This window comes from Bacillus sp. X1(2014) (assembly GCF_007678255.1).
Map to the genome: position 1 here is coordinate 148,290 of NZ_VEED01000005.1, position 22,388 is coordinate 170,677.

Sequence of the window (22,388 nt, forward strand, 5' to 3'; positions counted from 1 at the left end):
TAATTATTTTACGAAAAAAGCCGTAAAATACATGATTAATAGTCCAAGTGTAAATCCAGTAAAATTCATCCATGATACAACTGGTTCCTTATTCTTTTTTTGTTCTTCGATCAGCATTTTGGAGATAACAAATATTACCTGTAAAATGGCACCCGCACCAATTCCTAAAAATATTGCCCCCCAAATTGGTGAAAAGATAAAACCTCCAAACCATGTTCCCAAAATGGCGGGTGCACCAGCAATCGTTCCTAATAATACAAATGAACTAAATTTTGGTTTGCTTTTTAATAATGGAGCAGCAATCCCAATCCCCTCAGTAATATTATGCAAGGTAAAACCGATTACTAAAAAAGTACCCAATGCAGCTTCCCCGAGGGCAAAGGAAGAACCAATAGCCAATCCTTCACCAAAATTATGAAGACCAATTCCTGTTGCCATCAATAATGAAATCCCCAGCGGTGAATAACCCGTTCGTTTTTGTCTTTGATGTTGATATTGATCAAATCCAACTAGTAAAAGAAAAGAAAGGACCGTACAAATTATCACAATCATGTTGCCCTGGAATACAGACGGTGCTTCAGCTCCTATTTCAAATCCATCAAATAACGTGCCAAAAAATAAGAATAATAGAAGTCCTACTGTGAGGGCAAGAATGGAATTAATCCAGCTTTTTTTCAAACGTTTCATAAATGGATACCACAATAATCCTAGAGTAATCGGTACAATTCCGACATAGAAGCCAATAAATCCGTAGTTCAACACATTATCCCATGAAAATTCGGGAGTTAATGTGGCTGCATCAATCACGGCTTCCGTTATGATACCATTCTCCGAAATTAATAGAATTGTATGGGGGTCACCTTCAACCCATGGATAATTAATTGTTACTTTTCCATCTTCAAACCTATTCAGTGTGGAATCTGGAGTCATCGAAAAATTCCATACAGAATCATCCACAATCACTTGAGATATGGTCAATTTTTCTGGGCCGGTATTGCTGACATTTAACTCAAATCCTGATGGTACAATTTTTGTTTGTTCCACATTTAGCACTTCAATTGGAGCAGCAGGATCTCGTTCTACTCCAGCCCCATTTTTAAATACCCAACCCAACACAAGCACTAATAGAACAAGTGGAATAAGACCTGTAATCACCCATTTTGATTTCATGGTTTTCACTCCTTTCTATTCAACCTCAAAGAATCCCATCCAGCCTAGTTCCGCAAATTCACTGACATGAGCGTGAAACATATATTTTCCCTTGTATGGAAAACGAACTTCAATAATCCCGCGTTCCCCTTGGCACTGCATGATGGTATCCGTAAATTGACTTGGGTTGTCATTTCTACCTGTTGGTATATACGTAAAATAGTTTGCATGTAGATGGAAAGAGTTTAGTAAGTCAAATTCGGTTAAATTGCTTAAATAGATACGGACAAGTTCATCCTTCTTGATCTTTATTGGATGATTCATAAAGGCAAAAGCGTACCCATTCACCGTATAAAATTCGTTTGCTCCATCTAAATCCAAATCAAAGGCATTCATGACCATATTTAATTCAAGTGCTGGTTCCCTTGGTGTTTTTGGATCAATAATAAAATTTCCATATAAGCCTTTATGAATATGTCGTCGTAAAGGTAAAACATGGCAATGGTAAAGTTGTAATCCATACGGTTTTGCTTCAAATTCATACGTAAAGGATTCACCTGGAGCGATAGGGTCCAATCCATCCATTTCTGGTGGGTGAATACCATGAAAATGAATCGAGTGAGGATGACTCCCACCGTTAAAAAAATGAAATCGTAAAAGATCTCCTTCGGTACAGCGAAATGTTGGGCCAGGAATCGTGCCATTATAGGTCCAACCAGGGAACTTAATCGCCTTTGCAATTTCTATTTCTTTATCAACTGCAACGATTTGATATTCACGCAAAGTACGACCGTCTAATTGTTTTGTAGTTTTTCCATAATCAAACTCGGTTAAGAGACGTTTAGCCATTTTATAACCTTCTGTTTTCGTAGAATCATACATGTTTGAGTGATTTGCAGAATGATTATGGTGACTTGATGATGTATGATCCTCAGCATGGACTACTTTAGAAAAAGGTGCAACTTTATTTAAATAAATACTTCCTGCCATTCCTATTGCACCCGTCGTTCCGATCTTTAAAATATCCCTTCGAGAAATCTTATTGTCTGACATGCTTTTACCTCCTCCTAAAAAGTTTACCTGATGCAACTTTATTGTCCTTGTCAATACTTTATGTTACGGACATTCTTCTTGTCAATACAGAATTCGAAAAACATTCAAATAATTATTTGACCATTTAAACGAATTTACATATACTGATAATCAAATGGGCGTTTGAATAAGGAGGTTAATTTTTTTGAAAGAAAATGATATATGTGAAGTTACCTGCGTGGATGGAGAAAAGGTAAAAAGGGTTAAAGAATCTGTTTCTAAGCAAAATACAATGGCAGTTTCACAAATATTTAAAGCGTTATCTGATGACACTAGAATAAAGATTGCTTATTCGTTAAGTGAGGAAGAGGAATTATGCGTATGTGATGTAGCAAATATTGTGGGATGTACTACGGCAACTGCCTCTCACCATTTGCGGCTTCTTCGTAATTTAGGATTAGCGAAATATCGAAAAGAGGGAAAATTAGTTTTCTATTCATTGGATGATGATCATGTAAAACAATTGATTCAAATTGCATTTGAGCATCAAAAGGAGGTGAAATCATGAGTGACTCTTTGGAAAAATCCAATGAAAAAACCGTGTACCGTGTGCAAGGATTCACCTGAGCAGGCTGTGCGACAAAGTTCGAAAAGAACGTACAGCACCTGGATGGTGTTGCTAATGCGAGTGTAAATTTTGGTGCTTCTAAACTTACCGTTTATGGCGAAACGACAATAGAGGAAATAGAAAAAGCAGGGGCGTTTGAGAATATAAAAGTCATCCCTGAGAAAGAGCGTTTTGATGAGAAAAAAGAACCGTTCCTGAAACAATATTCAACGGTTATCGCCTCATTTGTTTTCTTGCTTATTGGATGGGTTTCATCACAAACTAATGGTGAAGAAAGTATTTCTTCGATACTGCCCTATGGGGCTGCCATCTTAGTAGGTGGTTATCGTCTTTTCACCACGGGATTGAAAAACTTATTTCGACTTGAATTTGATATGAGAACCTTAATGACAATAGCTGTTATCGGAGCAGCGATTATCGGTGAGTGGGGAGAAGGTGCAACGGTTGTCATCCTGTTCGCTATTAGTGAGGTTCTAGAGTCTTACTCGATGGATAAAGCGAGACAATCCATTCGTTCCTTAATGGATATTGCTCCGAAAGAGGCCTTAATTCGTAGGGGGAATAAAGAGTTTACAGTAGAAGTAGACGATATTCGAATTGGTGATATTTTAATCGTAAAGCCTGGACAGAAAATCGCTATGGATGGAATGGTTGTAAAAGGATTATCGTCTGTGAATCAAGCTGCGATTACTGGAGAATCTGTTCCAGTTTCCAAAACTGTGGATGATGAAGTATTTGCTGGAACTCTTAATGAAGAAGGACTTCTTGAAGTCAAAGTTACCAAACATGTGGACGATACTACGATTGCAAAAATCATTCATTTGGTGGAAGAGGCTCAAGCAGAAAAGGCCCCGTCACAAGCATTTGTTGATCGGTTTGCGAAATATTATACGCCTGTCATCATGTTGATTTCGCTTTTAGTAGCCGTACTGCCACCTTTATTATTTGAAGGGGATTGGAGTAAATGGATCTATCAGGGTCTGGCCGTTTTAGTGGTAGGTTGTCCTTGTGCACTCGTTATTTCCACTCCTGTGTCGATTGTAACAGCTATTGGGAATGCGGCAAGAAATGGTGTCTTAATCAAAGGTGGGATTCATTTAGAGGAAATGGGAGCACTTAAAGCCATTGCCTTTGATAAGACAGGGACTTTAACAGAAGGAATTCCTGTTGTAACCGATTATCTTCCACAAGAGAATGCAAATCCGAATGAACTTCTTTCCATTATCGCTGCATTAGAAAATGGTTCACAACATCCTTTAGCTTCAGCAATCATGAAAAAGGCTGAACAAGAACAATTACCTTATCAAGACCTTGCTATTGAAGACTTCTTTTCCATTACAGGTAAAGGCATAAAAGGTAGAGTTAAGGATCAAATATATTATGTGGGAAGCCCTAATTTATTCGATGAACTCTTAACCAATGGAATACCAGCAAATCTTAAGGAGTCGATAACTGAACTCCAAAATAAAGGGAAAACAGTTATGGTGACTGGGACTGATTCAGAAATATTAGCCCTACTAGCAGTTGCAGATGAAGTGAGAGGAAACAGCCGATCAGTTATTCAGAAACTTCACTCATTAGGTATTCAAAAAACGATCATGTTAACGGGCGATAATAACGGGACGGCAAATGCAATTGGCCAACAGGTAGGGGTTTCTGATATTCAGGCTGATCTTTTACCTCAAGATAAACTTGCCTTTATTAAAGAATTAAGAAATAAATACGACCGTGTGGCCATGGTTGGGGACGGTGTGAATGATGCACCAGCTCTTGCAGCATCGACTGTCGGTATTGCTATGGGAGGTGCTGGAACGGATACGGCTCTCGAAACAGCCGATATTGCTTTAATGGCTGATGATTTAGGAAAACTGCCATTTACGTTAAACCTAAGCAGAAAAGCCTTATTTATTATCAAACAAAACATCACGTTTTCATTAGGAATTAAACTCTTCGCACTATTATTAGTGATCCCAGGCTGGTTAACCCTATGGATTGCGATATTTGCAGATATGGGAGCGACACTTATTGTGACGCTTAATGGTTTACGACTTCTCAGGATAAAAGACAAATAAGCTATGGCTTCCCAACAGTTTGGGAAGCCATTTTTTGATTTTAATGCTGGTCCTTCATAGTTTGTAAGTTTTTTATTAAGAGGATATTAAATAAAACAAGACAAAATGACTACGGAAAATCGATAAAATTTACCGTTGATTGGAAAAAATATAGTTTACTCATTTGAATTTTTATCTCTATTTAGTTCTAAATTACTGTTATTGATTTACCATCTATTGGTCGCCCTATTATTTTACTATTTACAATCTTCACAATCTATTAATAAACACCCTTTATAATCAGAGTCGTATTTAAGAAATGTAAAATCTGAGGGGGAAGAAATCATGACAAATGAGAAAACTTTGGACGAATTAATTAGGAATTTTACCGAACGAAATTTGAAAAAGAATGTAGATCGTCGCAGCTTTCTTTATGGCGCTGGTAAGATTGCAGGACTGTCCCTCGGGTTGGCCATTGCTCAGTCAATGGGAGGATTTAAAGTTGATGCGGCTCCGAATTTTAGCGAATATCCTTTTACACTTGGTGTCGCTTCTGGAGATCCGTTATCTGATAGTGTCGTTTTATGGACAAGGTTGGCTCCGGATCCGTTAAATGGCGGAGGGATGCCATCTCATATCGTTCCAGTCAATTGGGAACTTGCAACAGATGAAAACTTCCGAAAAGTAATCAAACGAGGAACAGAACATGCCTCGCCTAACCTCGCACATTCTGTCCATGTAGAAGTGAGCGGGCTGAAGGCGAACACTGTGTATTTTTACCGATTTAAGACCGGAAATGAACTAAGCCCTGTTGGAAAAACAAAAACCCTTCCAGCAGCAGGTGCCAGCGTAGCAAGCATGACGTTCGCATTCGCTTCCTGTCAGCAATATGAACACGGCTATTATACGGCGTACAAGCATATGGCGAAAGAGGATCTCGATCTTGTGTTCCACGTCGGCGATTATATATATGAATACGGTACGAATGAGTATCTTTCTGCAACGGGCAATGTCCGTGCACACAAAGGAGATGAAATTATCACGCTTGAAGATTACCGTACACGTCATGCCCAATATCGTTCAGATGAACACCTAAGGGCTGCACACGCTGCATTCCCGTGGGTGGTTACATGGGATGACCATGAAGTGGAAAACAATTACGCAAATGTCATTCCAGAAAAGGACCAGTCTGTTGAAGAGTTTATCAAGCGCCGTGCCGCTGCTTACCAGGCATATTACGAGCACATGCCGCTCCGCATGTCGTCATTGCCTCACGATGGCGGGATGCAATTATACAGGGATTTCACTTATGGTGATTTGGCGAACTTCTATGTTCTTGATACACGCCAGTACCGGGATGACCAGGCGAATGGTGATGGTACGAAAGCTCATACACCGGAATCATTAGATCCAAAGCGTACACTTCTCGGTGCTGAGCAAGAACAATGGTTGGTTAACAATCTAGGAAATTCAAAATCTCATTGGAACGTCCTTGCCCAGCAGATTTTCTTTGCACAGCGCAAATCTGGAACCAGCACGACTCCAAAATTCAGCATGGATTCATGGGACGGCTATCCGGCACAACGCCAGCGTGTCACAGATTTTATTGCTGGCAAGAACATGGACAACATTATCGTTATTACGGGAGATGTCCATGCAAGCTGGGCTTCTAACCTGACGACTGATTACAACAATCCAGCCGCTCCGATTTTTGGAGCAGAGTTTGTGGGAACATCGATTACAACAGGAGGAAATGGATCGGATTGGCGTGCAGACACAGCCAAATCTTTAGCGGACAACCCGCATATTAAATTCTTTAATAATTACCGCGGCTACGTTCGATGCCAGGTCACACCAGAACAATGGCGTGCAGATTACCGTGTTGTTCCGTTCGTAACCGAGCCGGGAGCTGATATTTCGACACGAGCATCATTTGTTTATAAGAAAGATCAGACAGGGATCAAGGAAATAGCCGCTACTACGGTGCCTATGGGTGTCAAAATGTCTGAAGAAGTCGAAGAAGACCGGCACAGAGCCCACGCACGAGCGCATGAAAAGCAAATGGAGAAAAGGCGCAAACGCGGAGCCGTAACTAATTAATTTAGTTAAAAGGCTTGGTTTAAAGACATTATCGAATCACCCCTACTGACATTTAGAGGAGATGAACTTATATGCTTTCCAATATTGGTATTCCAGGGTTAATTTTAGTACTCGTCATTGCTCTAATTATTTTCGGGCCATCAAAGTTGCCGGAAATCGGTCGGGCATTTGGTCGTACCTTAACCGAATTCAAAGGAGCTGCAAAGGAATTAGTATCTGATGATCACAAAGAGGAAGAGAAAAAACCTGCGCTTTCCGCTGTGAGAAAGGAAAACTAATAGAAAGGAGAGCAGGCGGACTGCCCGTCAGCTCTCTTTCTATGTGTGCGGAGGAATGTTGGAGCAATTTTCACCTAACCACGTAAGAATAAAAGGAGGTTTCTAGTATGGACACCAAAGAGATGCATCTGAAAGATCATTTAGAGGAGTTTCGCCGGCGTTTAATTATGACGGTACTGGCTTTTGTTACTTTTCTGATCGCCAATTTTATTTTTGTCCAGGACATTTATAAGTGGCTTGTGAAGGATCTGGATGGAAAACTGGCTATCCTTGGTCCGAGTGATATCCTCTGGGTCTACATGATGATCGCGGCAGTATTTGCAGTAGCTGCAACTATTCCAGTAGCTGCCTACCAGACGTGGCGCTTTGTGGTACCTGCGTTGAATCGTGAAGAAAGTAAGGTGACTTTAAGGTTTATCCCTGGGTTATTCCTGTTATTTATAGGAGGGATTTCATTTGGGTATTTCGTGCTGTTTCCGATTGTGCTCGGATTTTTAACGAGCCTTTCAGCAGGACAATTTGAAACGATGTTCACAGCTGAAAAATATTTTCGGTTCATGATCAGCCTAACACTGCCATTTGGCTTTCTGTTTGAAATGCCGCTCGTGGTGATGTTTTTAACAAGATTAGGTATTCTCAATCCAATTAGGCTAGCCAAGGCGAGGAAACTCTCCTATTTTGGTCTAATTGTTGTATCCATTCTGATCACTCCGCCTGATTTTATTTCAGATTTTCTGGTGATGATTCCATTGATTCTACTATATGAAGTGAGCGTATCCTTGTCTAAGATTGTTTACAGGAAGAAATTGCTGCTTGAAATGGCTCTACAGAACGATGGTCTAGCGGAAAGCGGATGATTCACGACAAATCAACAGTGAAAAGAATTAGTATAGTTTTAAAATACTTAAGGATGATACCGAAATGGTTTCATTCTTTTATTTATGACTGAAATAATCAGTTAATCATTTCTGAAAAGGGTACGAATAAAGAATACTTTGATGTGTTTATGATGGGTACAAAGAAATTGAAAATCTGTGGGTTTTGATTCAAAATGATGATGTTATAATGAATAGAATGTGTAGAAAATATTGGCTATCAAGAAAGGATATACAAAATGAAAAAGTTGCTTTTCTTACTAGTTGGCATGTTGGTAATGCTTCCTTCCATTGCCAGCGCCCATACTGAATTAACCACATCCAATCCAACTTCTGGACAAGTTGTGAAAGAGGACCTTAAAGAAATCGTTCTTACATATGAAGGGAAGATTGAATCGTTAAGCACGATGAAATTGGTGAAAGAGGGGAAGGAAGTCCCTTTAGTTAGTGCTACCCCAAAAGAAAATCGATTAATAGGTACATTACTGGGACCACTAGAAAATGGCTCCTATATGATTAAATGGAGCATTGCAGGTGAAGATGGTCACCCTATATCTGGTGAAATTCCATTTACAGTGCAAAAGGTAGTGAAGGAAGCACCGAAGGCTGAAACAAAACAGCCGGTTACTCCAAAAAAGGAAGAGCCTAAAAAAGAGAATTCAAACCAGGAAAAATCAAAAAATGATTCGACGGATTCCACATCGAATCTGAAGAATATTATTATTAGTGTGGTAGTCCTAATATTAATCATAGGAGTATTCCTATTATTTAGAAGGAAGCGTTAAAATGGGGTTCTTAATTCCTATCGCAGAATTCGGTAATTATTTGTTGTATTCTATTCTTGTCGGACATGTGGCTTTGCAGTTTGTACCTGAAGCAAATAAACCGAGAGTTAATATTCCAATACCAGTTTTACTGCTTTCCACACTTGGAATTATTGTTTTCTCATTAGGACCTGTTGTTCAGACGGTTTCCTATTTTCAAGGCGGAGTTGGTCTTCCCTTAGCCATAAAATCTGTTTTATTGGACTTCCAAGTAGGAAAAGCTTGGATTTTTATAGGGTTTATGGCTACATTCTTATATCTAGCAATTTTGCTAAAAGGCTCCAAATATGTGCAAACTATCTTGCTGCTATTGATGATATTAGCAGTTGGATATTCCAGCCATTCTGCTTCACTTTCATTTTGGCCTGGGCTGCTGTCTCATAGCACTCATTTTCTAATCATAACTTTATGGACAGGGATCCTTATTCATGTTGCTTGGTTCTCAAAAGAGTGGTCAAATTGGTCTAAATTTTTATTTTGGTTTACTCCCTTTGCCGTTTTCTGTATCCTCATAATAATTATTAGTGGAATTTATCTAATGTTATTTGTGGTTGAACCTAGGGATTATGTAAAAACTTGGGTCTTGCCGTATGGACAAATGCTTCTTTTAAAGCATATTAGTATCGTTCCCGTATTAGTTTTTGCCTTAATAAATGGTGTGCTTTCAAGAAAAGCATTAAAACTCCCTACCTTTAATCCTAAACCCTGGGTAAAAGCTGAAAGTATTATTTTATTGATCGTTTTCTATTTTACAGCCGTAATGGGAACGTTATCGCCGCCACATGAAGTTGAATTCACTGTGAAGTCAGAAGGTGCATCTAAGTGGGTGGAATGGTTATTGGGGAAAAATATTCTTTCAACCTTACAACTGGATATAGTACTGTCTTTTCAAACGGGATTACTAATCATTGTTGCTATACTCTTTTTATTAATGATTATCATTAGTTTTAAAAGGGTGAAGCCTATTCTAGGAGTTGTGTTTGGTGTTGGCTTTATCGTAGCATTGTATTTTGGTTTACTACTGTCCATAGCCATATAAGCCCTGATAGACGAATATTAACAAACACAAAAAAGGCTGAAATTTTTCAGTCTTTTTATGTTATTTAACAGCCATTCAGACCGGCTAATATACTACTTAACAAACTGAAAGAAAAATACTCCAATTAGAAAGAAATTTCTGATATTATAGTTTCATATTTATAGAGGAGTATGGAAGGGTGCGTGATTCGTTTGAAGAACTACTACGATGTTGTAATTGTAGGCGCGGGGTCGATGGGTATGGCAGCAGGGTATTACTTATCAAAGCTAGGAAAAAGAACATTATTAATAGATGCAAATGATCCTCCCCATAGCTTAGGCAGTCACCATGGAGATACTAGAATCATTCGTCATGCTTATGGAGAAGGAAGGCAATATGTTCCTCTTGCGCTCGGAGCTCAAGAATTATGGCGGGAATTAGAACAAGAATCAGGTATGGAGTTGTTTTCTCCAACTGGTGTTTTATGTGTAGGTGCAGAGGGCTCTCCATTTATCGAAGAGGTAATCAAAAGTGCTAAGGAATTTTCTTTACCGCAGGAAGTCCTATTAAGTGATGCGATTAATGCTCGCTGGCGAGGGATTTCTTTGCCAGGGGGATTGGTTGGGTGTTTAGAAAAGAATTCAGGCGTGCTATTTAGTGAAGAATGTATTCGAGCGTATCGCCATCTAGGTTTAGCAAATGGGATGACCCTTGTACCTAATACAAAAGTGGAGAAAATAGACATTTTTGCTGAAGGTGCCATTGTCACCACAAAAAATGAACAATATGCTGCTGATTTTGTCATTGTTTGTTCAGGAGCTTGGACAGGAAAAATCCTTGAAGGCACGGGAGTAGACCTTCCTCTTCAGCCGACACGGAAGACCGTCTCATGGTTTGAATGTGATGAACTTCTCTATGATTCTAGTCATTTTCCTGCTTTCAGTATGGAAGTTGAAAATCAACATTATTATGGCTTTCCCTCTATGAATGGGAGCGGGGTGAAAATCGGAAGACATGATGGAGGAGAAAAAGTAGATCCTGATTGTTTCAATCGGGAATATAGCGTGAATTCATCTGATGAGTATGAGGCCCGAAGCTTTATGAAGAAGTATCTACCGAAAGCCAATGGTCACTTGATTAAAGGTAAAACATGTCTTTATACACTTACTCCTGATGAACATTTTATTATCGACCATCACCCTATGTTTTCAAATGTCATTATTACGGCTGGTTTTTCTGGACATGGGTTTAAATTTGCAAGCATCATAGGAAAAATTATTTGTGATCTAGTGACAGACGGAAAAACTAATTATGATATCTCCATGTTTTCACTTCATCGTTTTTCAAATGAATTCACTAATTAATAAGGAGGGGAACCTTAAGTCAGGTTTCCCTCTTTTATTTATTAGACAGATCATCACTTTACAATAGCAATATTGTGCTAATAGTTCGAATGATTATCTAGAGCCTTCTTTATTTCAAAACATTATAATTTAGTTAGCTAAAGTGTAAACGCTTTAAAAAACGGTGAAAGGTAGAGAGTTATTTTTTTGGGAATATTTATCTGAAAAATTAAAAAACATTGAAAAGGAGTTTTTTATGAACAATCAAAAGTACTTAATGGATGATGCCCCTCTTAATAAATTTCATCTTCGAATTACCGCCCTTACTTTCGGTTCTAATTTTTCGGATGGTTATGCTCTAGGTATTATTGGAATGGCCCTTTCTTTATTAGGTCCACAAATGAAACTAGGAGCAATATGGGAAGGATTAATCGGAAGCTCCGCTTTAATTGGTCTCTTTTTTGGCAGCCTGTTACTAGGAGGATTATCCGACCGTATTGGCAGGCAAAAAATCTACTTAGCTAATTTTCTGATTATCGGGATTGCGTCCGCTTTACAGTTCTTCGTACATGATCCATGGACGCTATTCATTTTACGCTTATTGATCGGGATTGCATTAGGAGGAGATTACGCGGTTGGATCGACTTTACTAGCAGAGTTTGCCCCTAGAAAATATCGAGGATTATTGCTTTCTTCTTTAAATGTACTCTGGACCGTTGGGTATGTCGTTGCAAATATCGTAGGTTTTTATTTGCAAAAATCAGGCCCGGATTCTTGGCGCTGGATGCTTGTGAGTGCTGCCATTCCCGCTTTCATTCTAGTAATTTTACGTATCGGCACTCCAGAATCGCCACTTTGGTTAATTAAAATGGGACGTGTGGAAGAGGCTCGTGCGATCGTAAGAAAATATATTGGACCAAATGCGATAATGGATGAAACGATTAAAGAGACTTCCAAAACAGCTTTCCGTATGGTCGATCTTTTCAGTAAACATCTATGGAAGCGGACTACATTTGGATCATTATTTTATGTATGTCAGGTTGTCCCGTATTTTGCCATCTATACTTTTCTTCCAACAATATTAAGTAAAATGGGCTTTGAAGAAACATTTAGTATTGATATGCAGCTTAATCTTTTCTTGTTAGTTGGAGCCATTGTTGGGGTTTGGTGTACGGAAAAGCTTACGCGAAGAGGTTTCACCATTTATACGTTTGTCATTCTTACCGTTTCGTTATTTATTTTAAGTATATTGCCTAAAGAATCGCATACTACTGCGATCATTATCTTTGCAACTTTTACTTTTGTGATGTCTGCTGCTTCCAACCTTACGTTAATTTATCCTGCAGAGCTTTTCCCGACAGAAATTCGTGGAACGGGTGTTGGGGTCACGACTGCTGTCAGCCGCATTGGTTCGGCGATTGGAACATTTCTGTTACCTGTAAGTGTTAGTTCATGGGGAATGGGACCATCGATGATTGCGATGAGTGTGATTCTATTGATTGGAACGATTGTCTCGATCGCATGGGCACCAGAAACAAAGTATCTATCGATGACTGAAGTCGATAACCCAGAACTTGAAACGGGGAGCTCTCCAATCATAGATTCTGAGCTTCCAAGTAAAAGAAATTTATCATAAGCTTGATAAGAGGTGTTTTAGATGACCAAGAATGAAAACTTACACCCAAGAGATATAAAAGAGGTTATTCTTGGGGATCAAGAGCTTTCGATTCATGAGGTGATTGCTGTTGCAAGATATTCAGCAAAAGTTTCCTTTACAGAAGCTTATTGCAACAGGGTAAAAACATCACGTGGATTAATCGAAAAGTTTTTACAAGAAGAGCGCGCAATTTATGGAGTGACAACCGGATTTGGCAGTAATGTCACAAAAGTAATCTCGAAGAACGATGCTGAAATCCTGCAACGAAATATTGTTCGTTCTCATGCTGTTTCGGTAGGTGAGCCGCTGGAAAAAGAAGTGGTTAGAGCTATTCAGCTAATGATCCTAAACCATTTAGGGCAGGGATTTTCAGGCGTCAGTTTAGCGGTTTTAGAACTTATGGCCGGATTATTGAATCATGATATCTTACCGGTTGTACCAGGTGATGGTTCAGTGGCCTATCTTGCTCCTGAAGCACACATCGCCTTAGTATTAATGGGTGAAGGAAAAGCGTGGTATAATGGTGAGCTCCTTTCAGGTTGTGATGCTTTAGAAAAAGCGGGATTAATACCAGTTGTACTTGGCTGTAAAGAAGGACTGGCCCTTTTAAGTGGCACGACTTCCGTTACTGCTTTTGCCTCTCTCGCCTTATATAATGGGATTCAAGCTGTGAAGACAGCAGATATTTCGGGAGCAATGTCGTTTGAGTCGTTAAAAGGAACGATAAACGCATTTGATCCGCGCCTCCATTCCGTAAAAAAACACGCGGAACAGGGTAATACAGCTCGTAATTTAGTAAGAATCCTTAATGGCAGTAAAATTGCCGAAGAGTACAAGGATTATCGATTACAAGATGCGCTAAGTCTGCGCTGTATTCCACAAGTCCATGGTGCGGTAAAGAAGGTATTGAAAAATACGTTGGAAAACCTCATGAATGAAATGCAGTCCGTAAGTGATAATCCAATCATCTGGCCTGAAGGCGATGATGGAATTGCTCTAATGGGAGGAAACTTCGACAGCTCCTTCATAGGAATAGATGCAGATTCGATGTGTATCGCGATGGCGAACTTAGCCAAGATAGCAGAACGTCGGATTGATCGCTTAGTGAATTATCATGTAAGTGAACTGCCCAACTTCTTAGTAGCCAATCCGGGTTTGAATAATGGCTATATGATTCCCCAATACACAGCTGCCGGATTATTAAATGAAATCAGAGTTCTTTCACATCCCGCCACCATTGATAATGTCTCCACTTGTGCAAATCAAGAGGATGTGGTGAGTTTTGCTTATTTTGCTGCTAAGAAAGCCTATCAAATTTCAAAGAAGCTTCAATATATTTTAGCGATTGAATTGATGCTTGGCACGCAGGCATTGGATTTTTACGGATCATTGAGTCCATCGCCAGTTACCGGAAAAGTTCATCAGTTTATCCGAGCGAAAGTACCAACAGTACAAGAGGACCGATTTTTCTATCCTGATATCGAAAACATTTTCCAATATATTCAAGAAGGAGAAATCGTCACACTAGTCGAAGAGTTAATTGGAGAATTAGAATAATGATAATTTAAGGAGGAAGCTACTAAAAAGCTTCTTCCTTTTCATTAACTTAGAAGACAGGATGAACGAGGGGAATTATTATGAAGCAAGATCCAAACCGCGCTGCTTTTTCACATCTGCTACTCTCGGGAACGCTTGTCCATGAAGGGACATTTGCAGAGTTACAACAAAAATTTGGGATTTCTATTCATCCACATTTAGTGATGGTTATTTCAATCGATCGTTATCCTGATATTGCAAGCGCAAGCGGGAATTCTTTGGAGTGGAGAAAAAAAGTGGGTCAGCAGCTAGTGGGGAAAATTGAGGAAACCGTACGAATACCTTTTCTTTGGAATTGGATTGAAGAGGGGGTTCTTGCTCTTCTCTTAGAATTGAAAGAACAGGATTCAGTAAATGAGTTTAATAGAAAAATGGTGAATATGGCAAAAAAAATTCAACTTGCTACGCATTCTATTGACCTTTCTGTATCGATAGGGATTGGTAGATATTATCAAGATCCTTATGCGCTTTACCAATCCTTTCTAGAAGCAAGGAAATCGATGTCTGGCCGCTTTTTCCAAGGGAATCAATTAATCTTTCATTGCGAAATGAAACGAAATAATGAGGAGCCAGTCATCAATACGTTTAATGAAGAAAAGGCAGAGCTGCTTGCCCTTGTTAAAATTGGCGATGTAGAAGGGATTATTCTTCATTTGAAACGCCTTATGGAAAAATTAGCTATGGCAAGTCAATTTAATGAGGATATTTTCAAAACAGAAGTAGTTTCCATTGTCTTATTATTGTCTAAACGGGTGATCGATTCAGGAGCAAATGCAATAACCATTCATTCAAATAATACAAATTTTATACAAAATTTGTATCATATTATTCGATACGATAAATTTGTTAATCAGGTTCTTGACTATGCAGTTTGGTTGACAGAGCAATCTGAAAACACGAATCTTAATGAAGTAAGTCCTGTCATTCAACAAGCTATTGGTTATATTAAAGAACACCATCAGAAGAGTATTTTTCTAAATGAGATAGCACAATATTGCTGCTTGAGCCGGCATCATTTTAGTCATTTGTTTAAAAAAGAAGTAGGGATTAGTTTGATTGATTATTTAAATCGAATGAGAATTGACATGTCTTTGTCGTATTTAGAAATGACTGATTTGCCCATTAGTGAGATTGCTGAGAAAATAGGTTTCCAGGATGCCAATTATTTTAGCCGTATGTTTAAAAAGTATATGCAGTTAAGGCCTTCAGATTATCGATTAGCAAGAAATTGAATTGTACAGTATATTTTCATTTATTTTTCCCCATAATGCATCAAGGCCGAAATGCTTCTCAAAAGTGGTTCGGCCTTTTTCTCTGTTTACAGTGCTTCTAGCAGCAACACGATTGGTTCGTGAGAAACTGTCTGTGCACAATAGTTACATAAAAACTTCAAATTTAAATGGGATAGGCAATCAAGCCTATCCCATTTTTCAAAAGCTAGTTACAATAATACGGTTTGTAATGCCACTTCTATATTCCCTTTCGTTGCCTTCGAGTAAGGGCAAACAGTATGCGCTTGAGCGACTAAATCCTCTGCTTGTTCCAATGAAATTCCTTTAACGGCAACAAACAGTGCAACTGCTAGTTTGAATCCTCCATCAAGATCCTTCCCAATTGATACTTCGGCTGTAACTGTTGATTCAATCCGCTTTCTCGATTGTCTTGCCACTAAATTCAATGCACTATCGAAACAAGCAGCATATCCAGCTGCAAATAATTGTTCTGGATTTGTAGCATTTTCTTTTTCTTGTCCACCGAGTGATTTGGGCATGGATAGTGCCAAGTCTAGTGTTCCGTCACTACTTTTTACTTTCCCTAATCTGCCGCCCTCTGCCGTAGCTTTCGCTGTATATAATGATTCCATTTTAACAACCTCTTTTCAATTTTGTGAAATTAAATTTTGTACAATTGAATATTACAAAATTATCTTACCTCCAATAATTATAGAAGTCAACAATTATATTGTGTAAAATTAAATTGTGTTAATTAAGTGGCGAAATGTGTATGATATAAATTAGGAAGAAAGTGAAAGGAACTTAGAGATGGATAATCAGAATTTAAAGCTTGAAAATCAAATCTGTTTTAAAATTTATACAGCCGAACGGGAAATCACAAAGCTATATAGAGATTTACTTGAAGATCTCGATGTCACATACCCGCAATATCTTGTCTTGTTAGTATTATGGGAGAAAAATTCAATCACTGTAAAAGAACTGGGACAAAAGTTATTTTTAGATTCCGGTACGTTAACTCCTATGCTCAAACGGATGGAGGGAAATCATCTTTTAGAGCGCAAGCGATCCTTAGAGGATGAAAGAAGTGTGATTATTTCACTGACAAAAAAAGGGGAAGAACTGAAACAGAAAGCCGAATGCATTCCTTCGCAATTGTTACAAAACCTATCAACGGATTATGAAGAATTGAAGAATTTAGATCACACCCTTACCACCATTCTTCAACGTATTCAAAAAGTAAAAGAAAATTAGAATATGCATAAAGCGGTAAAGTGAGGCGAGAGCGCATGCTCTTGTCTTTTTTGCTTTTATAATGGTTAATCAATCCATTAAGATTGCAGTAACTTCTGAAAATTCAGTTGACTTATTTTGCAGTTGTTTTAATATAGAAAATATAAAACAATGTTTTACTTATGAAACAGATAAAATAAGGAGGGGGAAGCATGCCATTTTTGCAAGTAGAAGATTTACAGATTCATTTTGAAATCGAGGGAGAAGGACCTCCATTAATGATCCTGCATGGAATGGGAAATAACTCTCAGTCATGGAAAAAACAATTACAGGGCTTATCCAAGCAATTCACGGTGATTGCATGGGATGCGCCTGGATATGGGAAGAGTTCGGATCCAATAGTAGAATTGAAAGAATTTAGCCAGTTTGCTGATGTGTTGAAAGGATTTATCGAAGAATTAAACTATCCATCTGTTACACTCCTAGGACATTCCATGGGTTCGGCAATTGCACTCGACTTTTGTTACCGCTTTCCTGAAATGGTAGATGCATTAATTATTTCAGATGCAACTAGAGGAGCAGCGGCTCTAAGTCAAGAAGAGAATGAACGGAGATTAAACAACCGCCTTCATAACATTGAAACACTAGATCCCAAAGAACTAGCGAAACTACGTGTACAGGAATTGTTATCTCCACAACCGGATCCTGAAATAAAGAAAGAAGCAGAAAGAATCTATTCGCAAATCAGACCGATGGGCTTCCGTTCTGTGGCCAATTCGCTTTTTTCTCTGAATCAAATGGAAATCCTCTCTGCTATTTATGTTCCTACACTAGTTATTTGTGGGGAATTAGATCGAGTGACACCTGTTAGTGAATCACAGATATTTCATGAGGGTATTAAGGGATCCACGTTTGTAACGATCCCTGGAACCGGACATTTGTGTTATCAAGAAGACTCTGCTCGTTTTAATGGAATTGTCCTTGACTTTCTAATCTCTTTACCGATAAATCAATAAGGGAATATCTTTCTTTGCTTAAATTTTGATAAAATAGTAGTATAAGTAAATTAACAATGAGATGGTGAATTGCTATGGCAAAAGAAGAAAAGGACAGATATAATGCCAATTCGCTCGTAAGGGGATTGGAGATTTTAAAGTTATTTAGTGAAGAGCGTCCGACATTATCCTTAGTAGAAATTGCGAAAGAACTCGATGTGAGTCGAACCGTTCCGTTCCGATTACTGTATACGCTCCAAACACTTGGATATCTCGACCAGGATGAACACACGAAACGCTATAGTTTAACTCCAAAAGTGCTAGAATTAGGATTTGCCTTTTTAAGTACATTAAAGCTCCCGGAAATTGCGCAGCCATATTTAGAAAAGTTAAGGGATGAGACAGGGGCGTCTTGCCACCTATCTATATTGGATGGTCAAGAAGTCGTTTATGTCGGAAGTGCTCCTATAAGGGGAGTTTCTGCGGTCAATGTGAATATCGGATTAAGACTGCCCGCGCATGCTGTCGCTAATGGAAAGGTGCAGCTGGCTTATCAGCCTCAAGAAAAACTAAACCAAATATTATTTGGCTCGAATTTAAAACCCTATACAGAGCGAACGCAAACCGACTATATGGATTTCGGGCAGGAGTTAGCGACGATTCGGCAAAAGGGGTATGCCATTACAAAGGGAGAATTCCACCATGGAATTCAGTCCGTGGCTGCACCTGTTTTTGAGCGGACAGGTAAAGTATTGGCTGCAATAAATTTGGTTGCAACGGAGGCTACGTTCAACCAAGATTTTATTGAAAAAATAGCTGTACCTAAAGTGCTGGAAACTTCCGAAATTCTATCCGGTTTTATGGGCTACCATACTAAAGTGAACTAGAAAGCTTGCGAACAATCGCAAGCTTTTTTTGATGTGTGTTTTACATGTAAAACATTTTTTATCAAATAAAACAAATTGCACTATTACGGTTGACACAATTTTCTCAAAACTTTAAAATAAACTTAGTAGCAAACTTTGTTTTGTATATAAAACATACTCGTTGCTGCTGGAAAATATTAAAGGAGGGATAAAAGTCCGTTTGGGGCAATGAAATATTATATAATAAATAATAAAATCTTATGGAAGCGTATTCACTGGGATTCAAAACAAAAAGGGGGCACTTTTCTTGCTGAAAACGAATAAACGTTGGATTTATATTGCCATGCCTATTTTCTTTTTTTGGTTTTTTGGACAAATTGATAAATTAGGGATTTCGATTATCCAAACCGATCAAGGTTTCTTAACTGATCTAGGATTAACTGGTGCCGATAAGAACGCAAAAATTGGAATGATTACTTTTATCTTTACGATTTCTTATGCCTTATCCAATATCTTCTGGGGTTTTATCATAGACAAGCTTGGGGCAAGGAAGACAGGTATCATCGGTCTAATTGTTTGGGCGATTACGATGGTGATTGGAGGGTTATCTACTTCCTACGAGATGTTTATCGTGAGCCGTGTCATTCTTGGTATTGGTGAAGGAATGATGATTCCAATTTGCGGAAAGTTTATCTCCAACTGGTTTCACCAGCGCGAACTTGGCCGGGCCCAATCTTCTTGGCTGGCAGGAAACTATTTAGGACCTGCATGTGGAGCCATTATCTTAACTCTTGTGATTGCTACCTTCCATTGGCAAGCTGCCTTTTTTGTTTTAGCAGCGTTTAATATTTTGATTGTTCTTCCTATGTTTATCTTCCTTACACGTGATACTCCTGAAGAACATCCACGTTTAGATCCACAGGAATTAGCGTATATTCGTCAGTCAGATTCCAAAGCACCAACGAAAAAACAGAACTTTGCTCAAGACTACCGTTATTGGATTGTTTGGTTCGGCATGTTAGTGTCATCGTTCTTATTTTTTGGAATTAGTATTTGGCTTCCTACTTATTTAGTTGGTGCGAAAGGATTCTCAAGAGAGGCTATGACTGGAATCACCTCGTTATCTTGGCTGTTTGCCTTGGGATTCGTTCTACTTTGCGGGTATTTGGCGGATAAAACAAAGCGTCCTAGTTTACTTGCGACGATTCTATTTCTTTTGACAGCCACTTTTTTAACAGCAGCGATTCTTTCGCCGCAGCCAGTGATGGCCGGGGTTTGCATGGGCTTAGCGATGGGAACACAAGGGGGCGTATTCCATTTAAGTAACTTATTTATGGTTAAATTCTCGACACCTGAAACAGCCGGCCGTGCAGCTGGATTAATGGGTTTCACGAATATTCTAGGCGGGTTTTCTAGCTATATTATGGGCTTTATGGTTGATATCGCTGGCGGGGACTTCGGACCGTCGATTGTGATGTTGATTATCGCAGCTGCGCTCGGATTCGTTGCGTACTTGTTTACATTAAAAAGAGAAGCTTCTGAGCTCAAGATTGAGAGCGTCCCTCCCAATCGGGTGACGATCTAGTATGTTAAATGTTACCTATATAAAACATAGTTTTAAATATTAAATTTTCTCAATATTTTTAATTGACAATTATAATATTGGGATTTATTATTGGTTTATAAAGAAAACAATGTTTTGTATATAAAACAAAGAGGAGTGTTGAAAATGTCTGAGGAAAAATTTTCGGTAGAAGCTTTTGAAAAGAAATATGTGGCGAGGTTACAGGATCGCACGCTTGATTGGAATGTGCTGAAGTTCCAGGAAGAAATTGATCCAGCTTACCGCCGGGCACAAATGAGATATATCGGCCGAGGTGCTACAGCGAATAATGATTCAAATGTAATTGCAGCGGAACACTTTACCTTAAGCACGATGGTTTTACCAGCAGGGTGTATGGGCCCGCTTCATTTACACGATGATGTCGAAGAAGTATTCTTTGTAATCAAAGGCAGTGTAACTGCTCTTATCCAAGAAGAGGGCGAAAGTGAAGTCCATGAAATTGTCTTAAATGAAAGGGATTGCATTAGTTCTCCTCCAGGTGTCTATCGCGGCCTTCGTAATGATACGGAAGATGAGGCATTAATGCTTGTCATGTTAGGTGCAGTCAAGCCGAATTTACCGACCTACCCAAAAGGCAGTGCTTTAGAAGAACTTCGCATCCAGCGTGCTAAGGAAAGACAAGCAATTATTAACGGAAAGTAATTAGACAATTAGGCAGATGTTTTAGGGAAACATACTCCCTGATTACTTTGTTGACAGGGATGGTCCTCTTACTTTTTAACGGATCATCCCTGTTTACTTATAGGGCTGTGTTAAACTTGTCTGTTGATTTCCGCTCCATGCGCTTCGCTTTCCGCGGGCGTGCCGGGGAGCCTCCTCGGCGCTGCGCGCCTGTGGGGTCTCCCCTGCCCCGTACTCCCGCAGGAGTCTCGCGCATTCCGCTCCAATCAACAGAGTGTGTAAAATCAACCTTTGCTTTAACACAGCCATTATTAACAATTGGAGGCGGCGAGATGTTAGGTATTACTCATTTACGGCATATCAGCTTAATTACCCCCGTTCTAAAGGAACAAGCTGATTTTTATGAAAAGATCTGGGGATTAGATAAAGTGGCACAAGATGAACATTCGGTTTATTTTCGCGGCGCAGGCCCTGAAAACCATATATTAAGTTTGCATGCAGGTGAACAAAGAGGACTACATCATATTGCGTTTGGAATGGTGGATAAAAATGCTGTCGATCGTGCAGCGGAAATCCTTGCTTCAAAGGGTGTCAAGATTGTTTCCCCACCAGGATATTTAGATGAAGAGGGAAAAGGATATGGCTTGCGCTTTGTTGATCCGGAAAATCGCTGCATTGAATTATCCGCTTGGGTCGAAATTCATACCTCGATTTGGAACAAGAAAAACGTCGATCCGGTCAAACTGAACCACGTCGTAATGAACACGAAAGACCTGGATATGATTACTGATTTTTATACAAATGTCTTAGGGTTTAAGGTGACGGACTGGAGTGAACACCAAATGTCCTTCTTGCGCTGTAACCGAAAACACCATTCGATTGCCTTCAATCAAGATGCTCACGCCTCTGTTAACCATATCGCCTATGAAGTGGATACCGTGGATGAGGTAATGAGAGGAATCAGTAATGTAAGAAAAGCGGGCTATCAAGAGATTTGGGGCCCAGGCCGCCATGGTCCTGGTAACAATGTATTTTGTTACTTTCAAGATCCAGGGAAGTTCGTGATGGAATATACCTGTTATTTAGAAACAATTGAAGATGAATCCGAATGGAGAGCACGAGTCTGGAAGAGGGTACCGCATCTAATGGATCAATGGGGCATTGCCGGACCGCCAAAACCGGAAACGCGAGCAGCGATGGGTGGAGTGCCAGACCCAGGATGGGTTGATGTAAAAACATTGGTATAGCTAATAAAGGGGTGTCATG

21 protein-coding genes are annotated in these 22,388 nt (G+C 39.2%); 17 read left to right on the forward strand and 4 right to left on the reverse strand.

Annotation, left to right across the window (positions count from 1 at the left end; translation table 11 throughout):
* Positions 1-3: 3 nt before the first annotated feature.
* Both FS608_RS12270 and FS608_RS12275 read right to left on the reverse strand, forming a co-directional pair.
* Positions 4-1,170: a ZIP family metal transporter gene (locus FS608_RS12270; protein WP_144550341.1), complete on the reverse strand. Its 1,167-nt coding sequence runs from the start codon at positions 1,168-1,170 to the stop codon at positions 4-6.
* 15 nt (positions 1,171-1,185) lie between these two features.
* Complete coding sequence (locus tag FS608_RS12275; protein ID WP_144550343.1) at positions 1,186-2,202, reverse strand: multicopper oxidase domain-containing protein; 1,017 nt, start codon at positions 2,200-2,202, stop codon at positions 1,186-1,188.
* 184 nt (positions 2,203-2,386) lie between these two features.
* Here FS608_RS12275 and FS608_RS12280 point away from each other — a divergent pair, with 184 nt between their 5' ends.
* The 11 genes from FS608_RS12280 to FS608_RS12330 all read left to right on the forward strand — a co-directional run bounded on the left by FS608_RS12280 (position 2,387) and on the right by FS608_RS12330 (position 15,783).
* Positions 2,387-2,749: an ArsR/SmtB family transcription factor gene (locus tag FS608_RS12280; protein WP_144550345.1), complete on the forward strand. Its 363-nt coding sequence runs from the start codon at positions 2,387-2,389 to the stop codon at positions 2,747-2,749.
* On the forward strand, positions 2,746-4,881 hold the full coding sequence (locus tag FS608_RS12285) for a heavy metal translocating P-type ATPase (RefSeq protein ID WP_144550347.1): 2,136 nt from the start codon (positions 2,746-2,748) through the stop codon (positions 4,879-4,881). The genes FS608_RS12280 and FS608_RS12285 overlap by 4 nt, the downstream gene beginning before the upstream one ends.
* A 324-nt stretch (positions 4,882-5,205) precedes the next feature.
* On the forward strand, positions 5,206-6,960 hold the full coding sequence (locus FS608_RS12290) for an alkaline phosphatase D family protein (protein ID WP_144550349.1): 1,755 nt from the start codon (positions 5,206-5,208) through the stop codon (positions 6,958-6,960).
* 71 nt (positions 6,961-7,031) lie between these two features.
* Positions 7,032-7,238, forward strand: coding sequence for a twin-arginine translocase TatA/TatE family subunit (locus FS608_RS12295; protein ID WP_026564126.1), 207 nt, complete (start codon positions 7,032-7,034; stop codon positions 7,236-7,238).
* 107 nt (positions 7,239-7,345) lie between these two features.
* Positions 7,346-8,095: a twin-arginine translocase subunit TatC gene (gene tatC / locus FS608_RS12300; protein WP_144550351.1), complete on the forward strand. Its 750-nt coding sequence runs from the start codon at positions 7,346-7,348 to the stop codon at positions 8,093-8,095.
* A gap of 257 nt (positions 8,096-8,352) precedes the next feature.
* Positions 8,353-8,898 carry a copper resistance CopC family protein gene (locus tag FS608_RS12305; RefSeq protein ID WP_144550353.1) on the forward strand — a complete coding sequence of 182 codons (546 nt, stop codon included), beginning with the start codon at positions 8,353-8,355 and terminating at the stop codon, positions 8,896-8,898.
* 1 nt (position 8,899) lies between these two features.
* Entirely contained in the window at positions 8,900-9,976 is a 1,077-nt protein-coding gene (locus FS608_RS12310) for a copper resistance D family protein (RefSeq protein WP_144550355.1), read from the forward strand.
* Between the two features lie 191 nt (positions 9,977-10,167).
* Positions 10,168-11,319, forward strand: coding sequence for an N-methyl-L-tryptophan oxidase (solA, locus tag FS608_RS12315; protein ID WP_186328711.1), 1,152 nt, complete (start codon positions 10,168-10,170; stop codon positions 11,317-11,319).
* A 235-nt stretch (positions 11,320-11,554) separates the two neighbouring features.
* A complete protein-coding gene (locus FS608_RS12320) occupies positions 11,555-12,934 on the forward strand; it encodes an MFS transporter (RefSeq protein ID WP_144550359.1) in 1,380 nt (459 codons plus the stop codon).
* 21 nt (positions 12,935-12,955) lie between these two features.
* Complete coding sequence (locus tag FS608_RS12325; protein WP_144550361.1) at positions 12,956-14,512, forward strand: HAL/PAL/TAL family ammonia-lyase; 1,557 nt, start codon at positions 12,956-12,958, stop codon at positions 14,510-14,512.
* An 80-nt stretch (positions 14,513-14,592) separates the two neighbouring features.
* On the forward strand, positions 14,593-15,783 hold the full coding sequence (locus FS608_RS12330; protein ID WP_144550363.1) for a helix-turn-helix domain-containing protein: 1,191 nt from the start codon (positions 14,593-14,595) through the stop codon (positions 15,781-15,783).
* A gap of 209 nt (positions 15,784-15,992) precedes the next feature.
* Here FS608_RS12330 and FS608_RS12335 read toward each other — a convergent pair whose 3' ends face one another.
* The gene (locus tag FS608_RS12335; RefSeq protein WP_144550365.1) at positions 15,993-16,415 is read right to left on the reverse strand and encodes an organic hydroperoxide resistance protein; all 423 of its coding nucleotides are present in this window, start codon (positions 16,413-16,415) and stop codon (positions 15,993-15,995) included.
* 178 nt (positions 16,416-16,593) lie between these two features.
* Between FS608_RS12335 and FS608_RS12340 the strand changes: the two genes are divergently transcribed.
* The 5 genes from FS608_RS12340 (at position 16,594) to FS608_RS12360 (ending at position 21,143) form a co-directional block, all read left to right on the forward strand.
* Positions 16,594-17,037, forward strand: a complete 444-nt coding sequence (locus tag FS608_RS12340) for a MarR family winged helix-turn-helix transcriptional regulator (RefSeq protein WP_144550367.1) — start codon at positions 16,594-16,596, stop codon at positions 17,035-17,037.
* Positions 17,038-17,228: 191 nt separating this feature from the next.
* A complete protein-coding gene (locus tag FS608_RS12345; RefSeq protein ID WP_144550369.1) occupies positions 17,229-18,032 on the forward strand; it encodes an alpha/beta fold hydrolase in 804 nt (267 codons plus the stop codon).
* Between the two features lie 74 nt (positions 18,033-18,106).
* Positions 18,107-18,898, forward strand: coding sequence for an IclR family transcriptional regulator (locus FS608_RS12350; protein ID WP_144550371.1), 792 nt, complete (start codon positions 18,107-18,109; stop codon positions 18,896-18,898).
* 286 nt (positions 18,899-19,184) lie between these two features.
* Positions 19,185-20,462, forward strand: coding sequence for an MFS transporter (locus FS608_RS12355; RefSeq protein ID WP_144550373.1), 1,278 nt, complete (start codon positions 19,185-19,187; stop codon positions 20,460-20,462).
* A gap of 144 nt (positions 20,463-20,606) precedes the next feature.
* Entirely contained in the window at positions 20,607-21,143 is a 537-nt protein-coding gene (locus FS608_RS12360; RefSeq protein ID WP_144550375.1) for a cupin domain-containing protein, read from the forward strand.
* 97 nt (positions 21,144-21,240) lie between these two features.
* Here the strand turns inward: FS608_RS12360 and FS608_RS30770 are convergent, their stop codons facing one another.
* A complete protein-coding gene (locus tag FS608_RS30770; RefSeq protein ID WP_222127343.1) occupies positions 21,241-21,378 on the reverse strand; it encodes a hypothetical protein in 138 nt (45 codons plus the stop codon).
* A 76-nt stretch (positions 21,379-21,454) separates the two neighbouring features.
* Here FS608_RS30770 and FS608_RS12365 point away from each other — a divergent pair, with 76 nt between their 5' ends.
* Complete coding sequence (locus tag FS608_RS12365) at positions 21,455-22,369, forward strand: VOC family protein (protein WP_144550377.1); 915 nt, start codon at positions 21,455-21,457, stop codon at positions 22,367-22,369.
* Positions 22,370-22,388 lie beyond the last annotated feature (19 nt).

Excerpts from the sequence above, each read along its gene's own strand:
- FS608_RS12270 (WP_144550341.1), bottom strand. The coding sequence starts at position 1,170 with ATGAAATCAAAATGGGTGATTACAGGTCTTATTCCACTTGTTCTATTA.
- FS608_RS12335 (WP_144550365.1), bottom strand. The coding sequence starts at position 16,415 with ATGGAATCATTATATACAGCGAAAGCTACGGCAGAGGGCGGCAGATTA.
- tatC (WP_144550351.1), top strand. The coding sequence starts at position 7,346 with ATGGACACCAAAGAGATGCATCTGAAAGATCATTTAGAGGAGTTTCGC.
- FS608_RS12360 (WP_144550375.1), top strand. The coding sequence starts at position 20,607 with ATGTCTGAGGAAAAATTTTCGGTAGAAGCTTTTGAAAAGAAATATGTG.
- FS608_RS12330 (WP_144550363.1), top strand. The coding sequence starts at position 14,593 with ATGAAGCAAGATCCAAACCGCGCTGCTTTTTCACATCTGCTACTCTCG.
- FS608_RS12340 (WP_144550367.1), top strand. The coding sequence starts at position 16,594 with ATGGATAATCAGAATTTAAAGCTTGAAAATCAAATCTGTTTTAAAATT.
- FS608_RS12305 (WP_144550353.1), top strand. The coding sequence starts at position 8,353 with ATGAAAAAGTTGCTTTTCTTACTAGTTGGCATGTTGGTAATGCTTCCT.
- FS608_RS12295 (WP_026564126.1), top strand. The coding sequence starts at position 7,032 with ATGCTTTCCAATATTGGTATTCCAGGGTTAATTTTAGTACTCGTCATT.
- FS608_RS12320 (WP_144550359.1), top strand. The coding sequence starts at position 11,555 with ATGAACAATCAAAAGTACTTAATGGATGATGCCCCTCTTAATAAATTT.
- FS608_RS12365 (WP_144550377.1), top strand. The coding sequence starts at position 21,455 with ATGTTAGGTATTACTCATTTACGGCATATCAGCTTAATTACCCCCGTT.
- FS608_RS12345 (WP_144550369.1), top strand. The coding sequence starts at position 17,229 with ATGCCATTTTTGCAAGTAGAAGATTTACAGATTCATTTTGAAATCGAG.
- FS608_RS30770 (WP_222127343.1), bottom strand. The coding sequence starts at position 21,378 with ATGCGCGAGACTCCTGCGGGAGTACGGGGCAGGGGAGACCCCACAGGC.
- FS608_RS12350 (WP_144550371.1), top strand. The coding sequence starts at position 18,107 with ATGGCAAAAGAAGAAAAGGACAGATATAATGCCAATTCGCTCGTAAGG.
- FS608_RS12275 (WP_144550343.1), bottom strand. The coding sequence starts at position 2,202 with ATGTCAGACAATAAGATTTCTCGAAGGGATATTTTAAAGATCGGAACG.
- FS608_RS12310 (WP_144550355.1), top strand. The coding sequence starts at position 8,900 with ATGGGGTTCTTAATTCCTATCGCAGAATTCGGTAATTATTTGTTGTAT.
- FS608_RS12290 (WP_144550349.1), top strand. The coding sequence starts at position 5,206 with ATGACAAATGAGAAAACTTTGGACGAATTAATTAGGAATTTTACCGAA.
- FS608_RS12325 (WP_144550361.1), top strand. The coding sequence starts at position 12,956 with ATGACCAAGAATGAAAACTTACACCCAAGAGATATAAAAGAGGTTATT.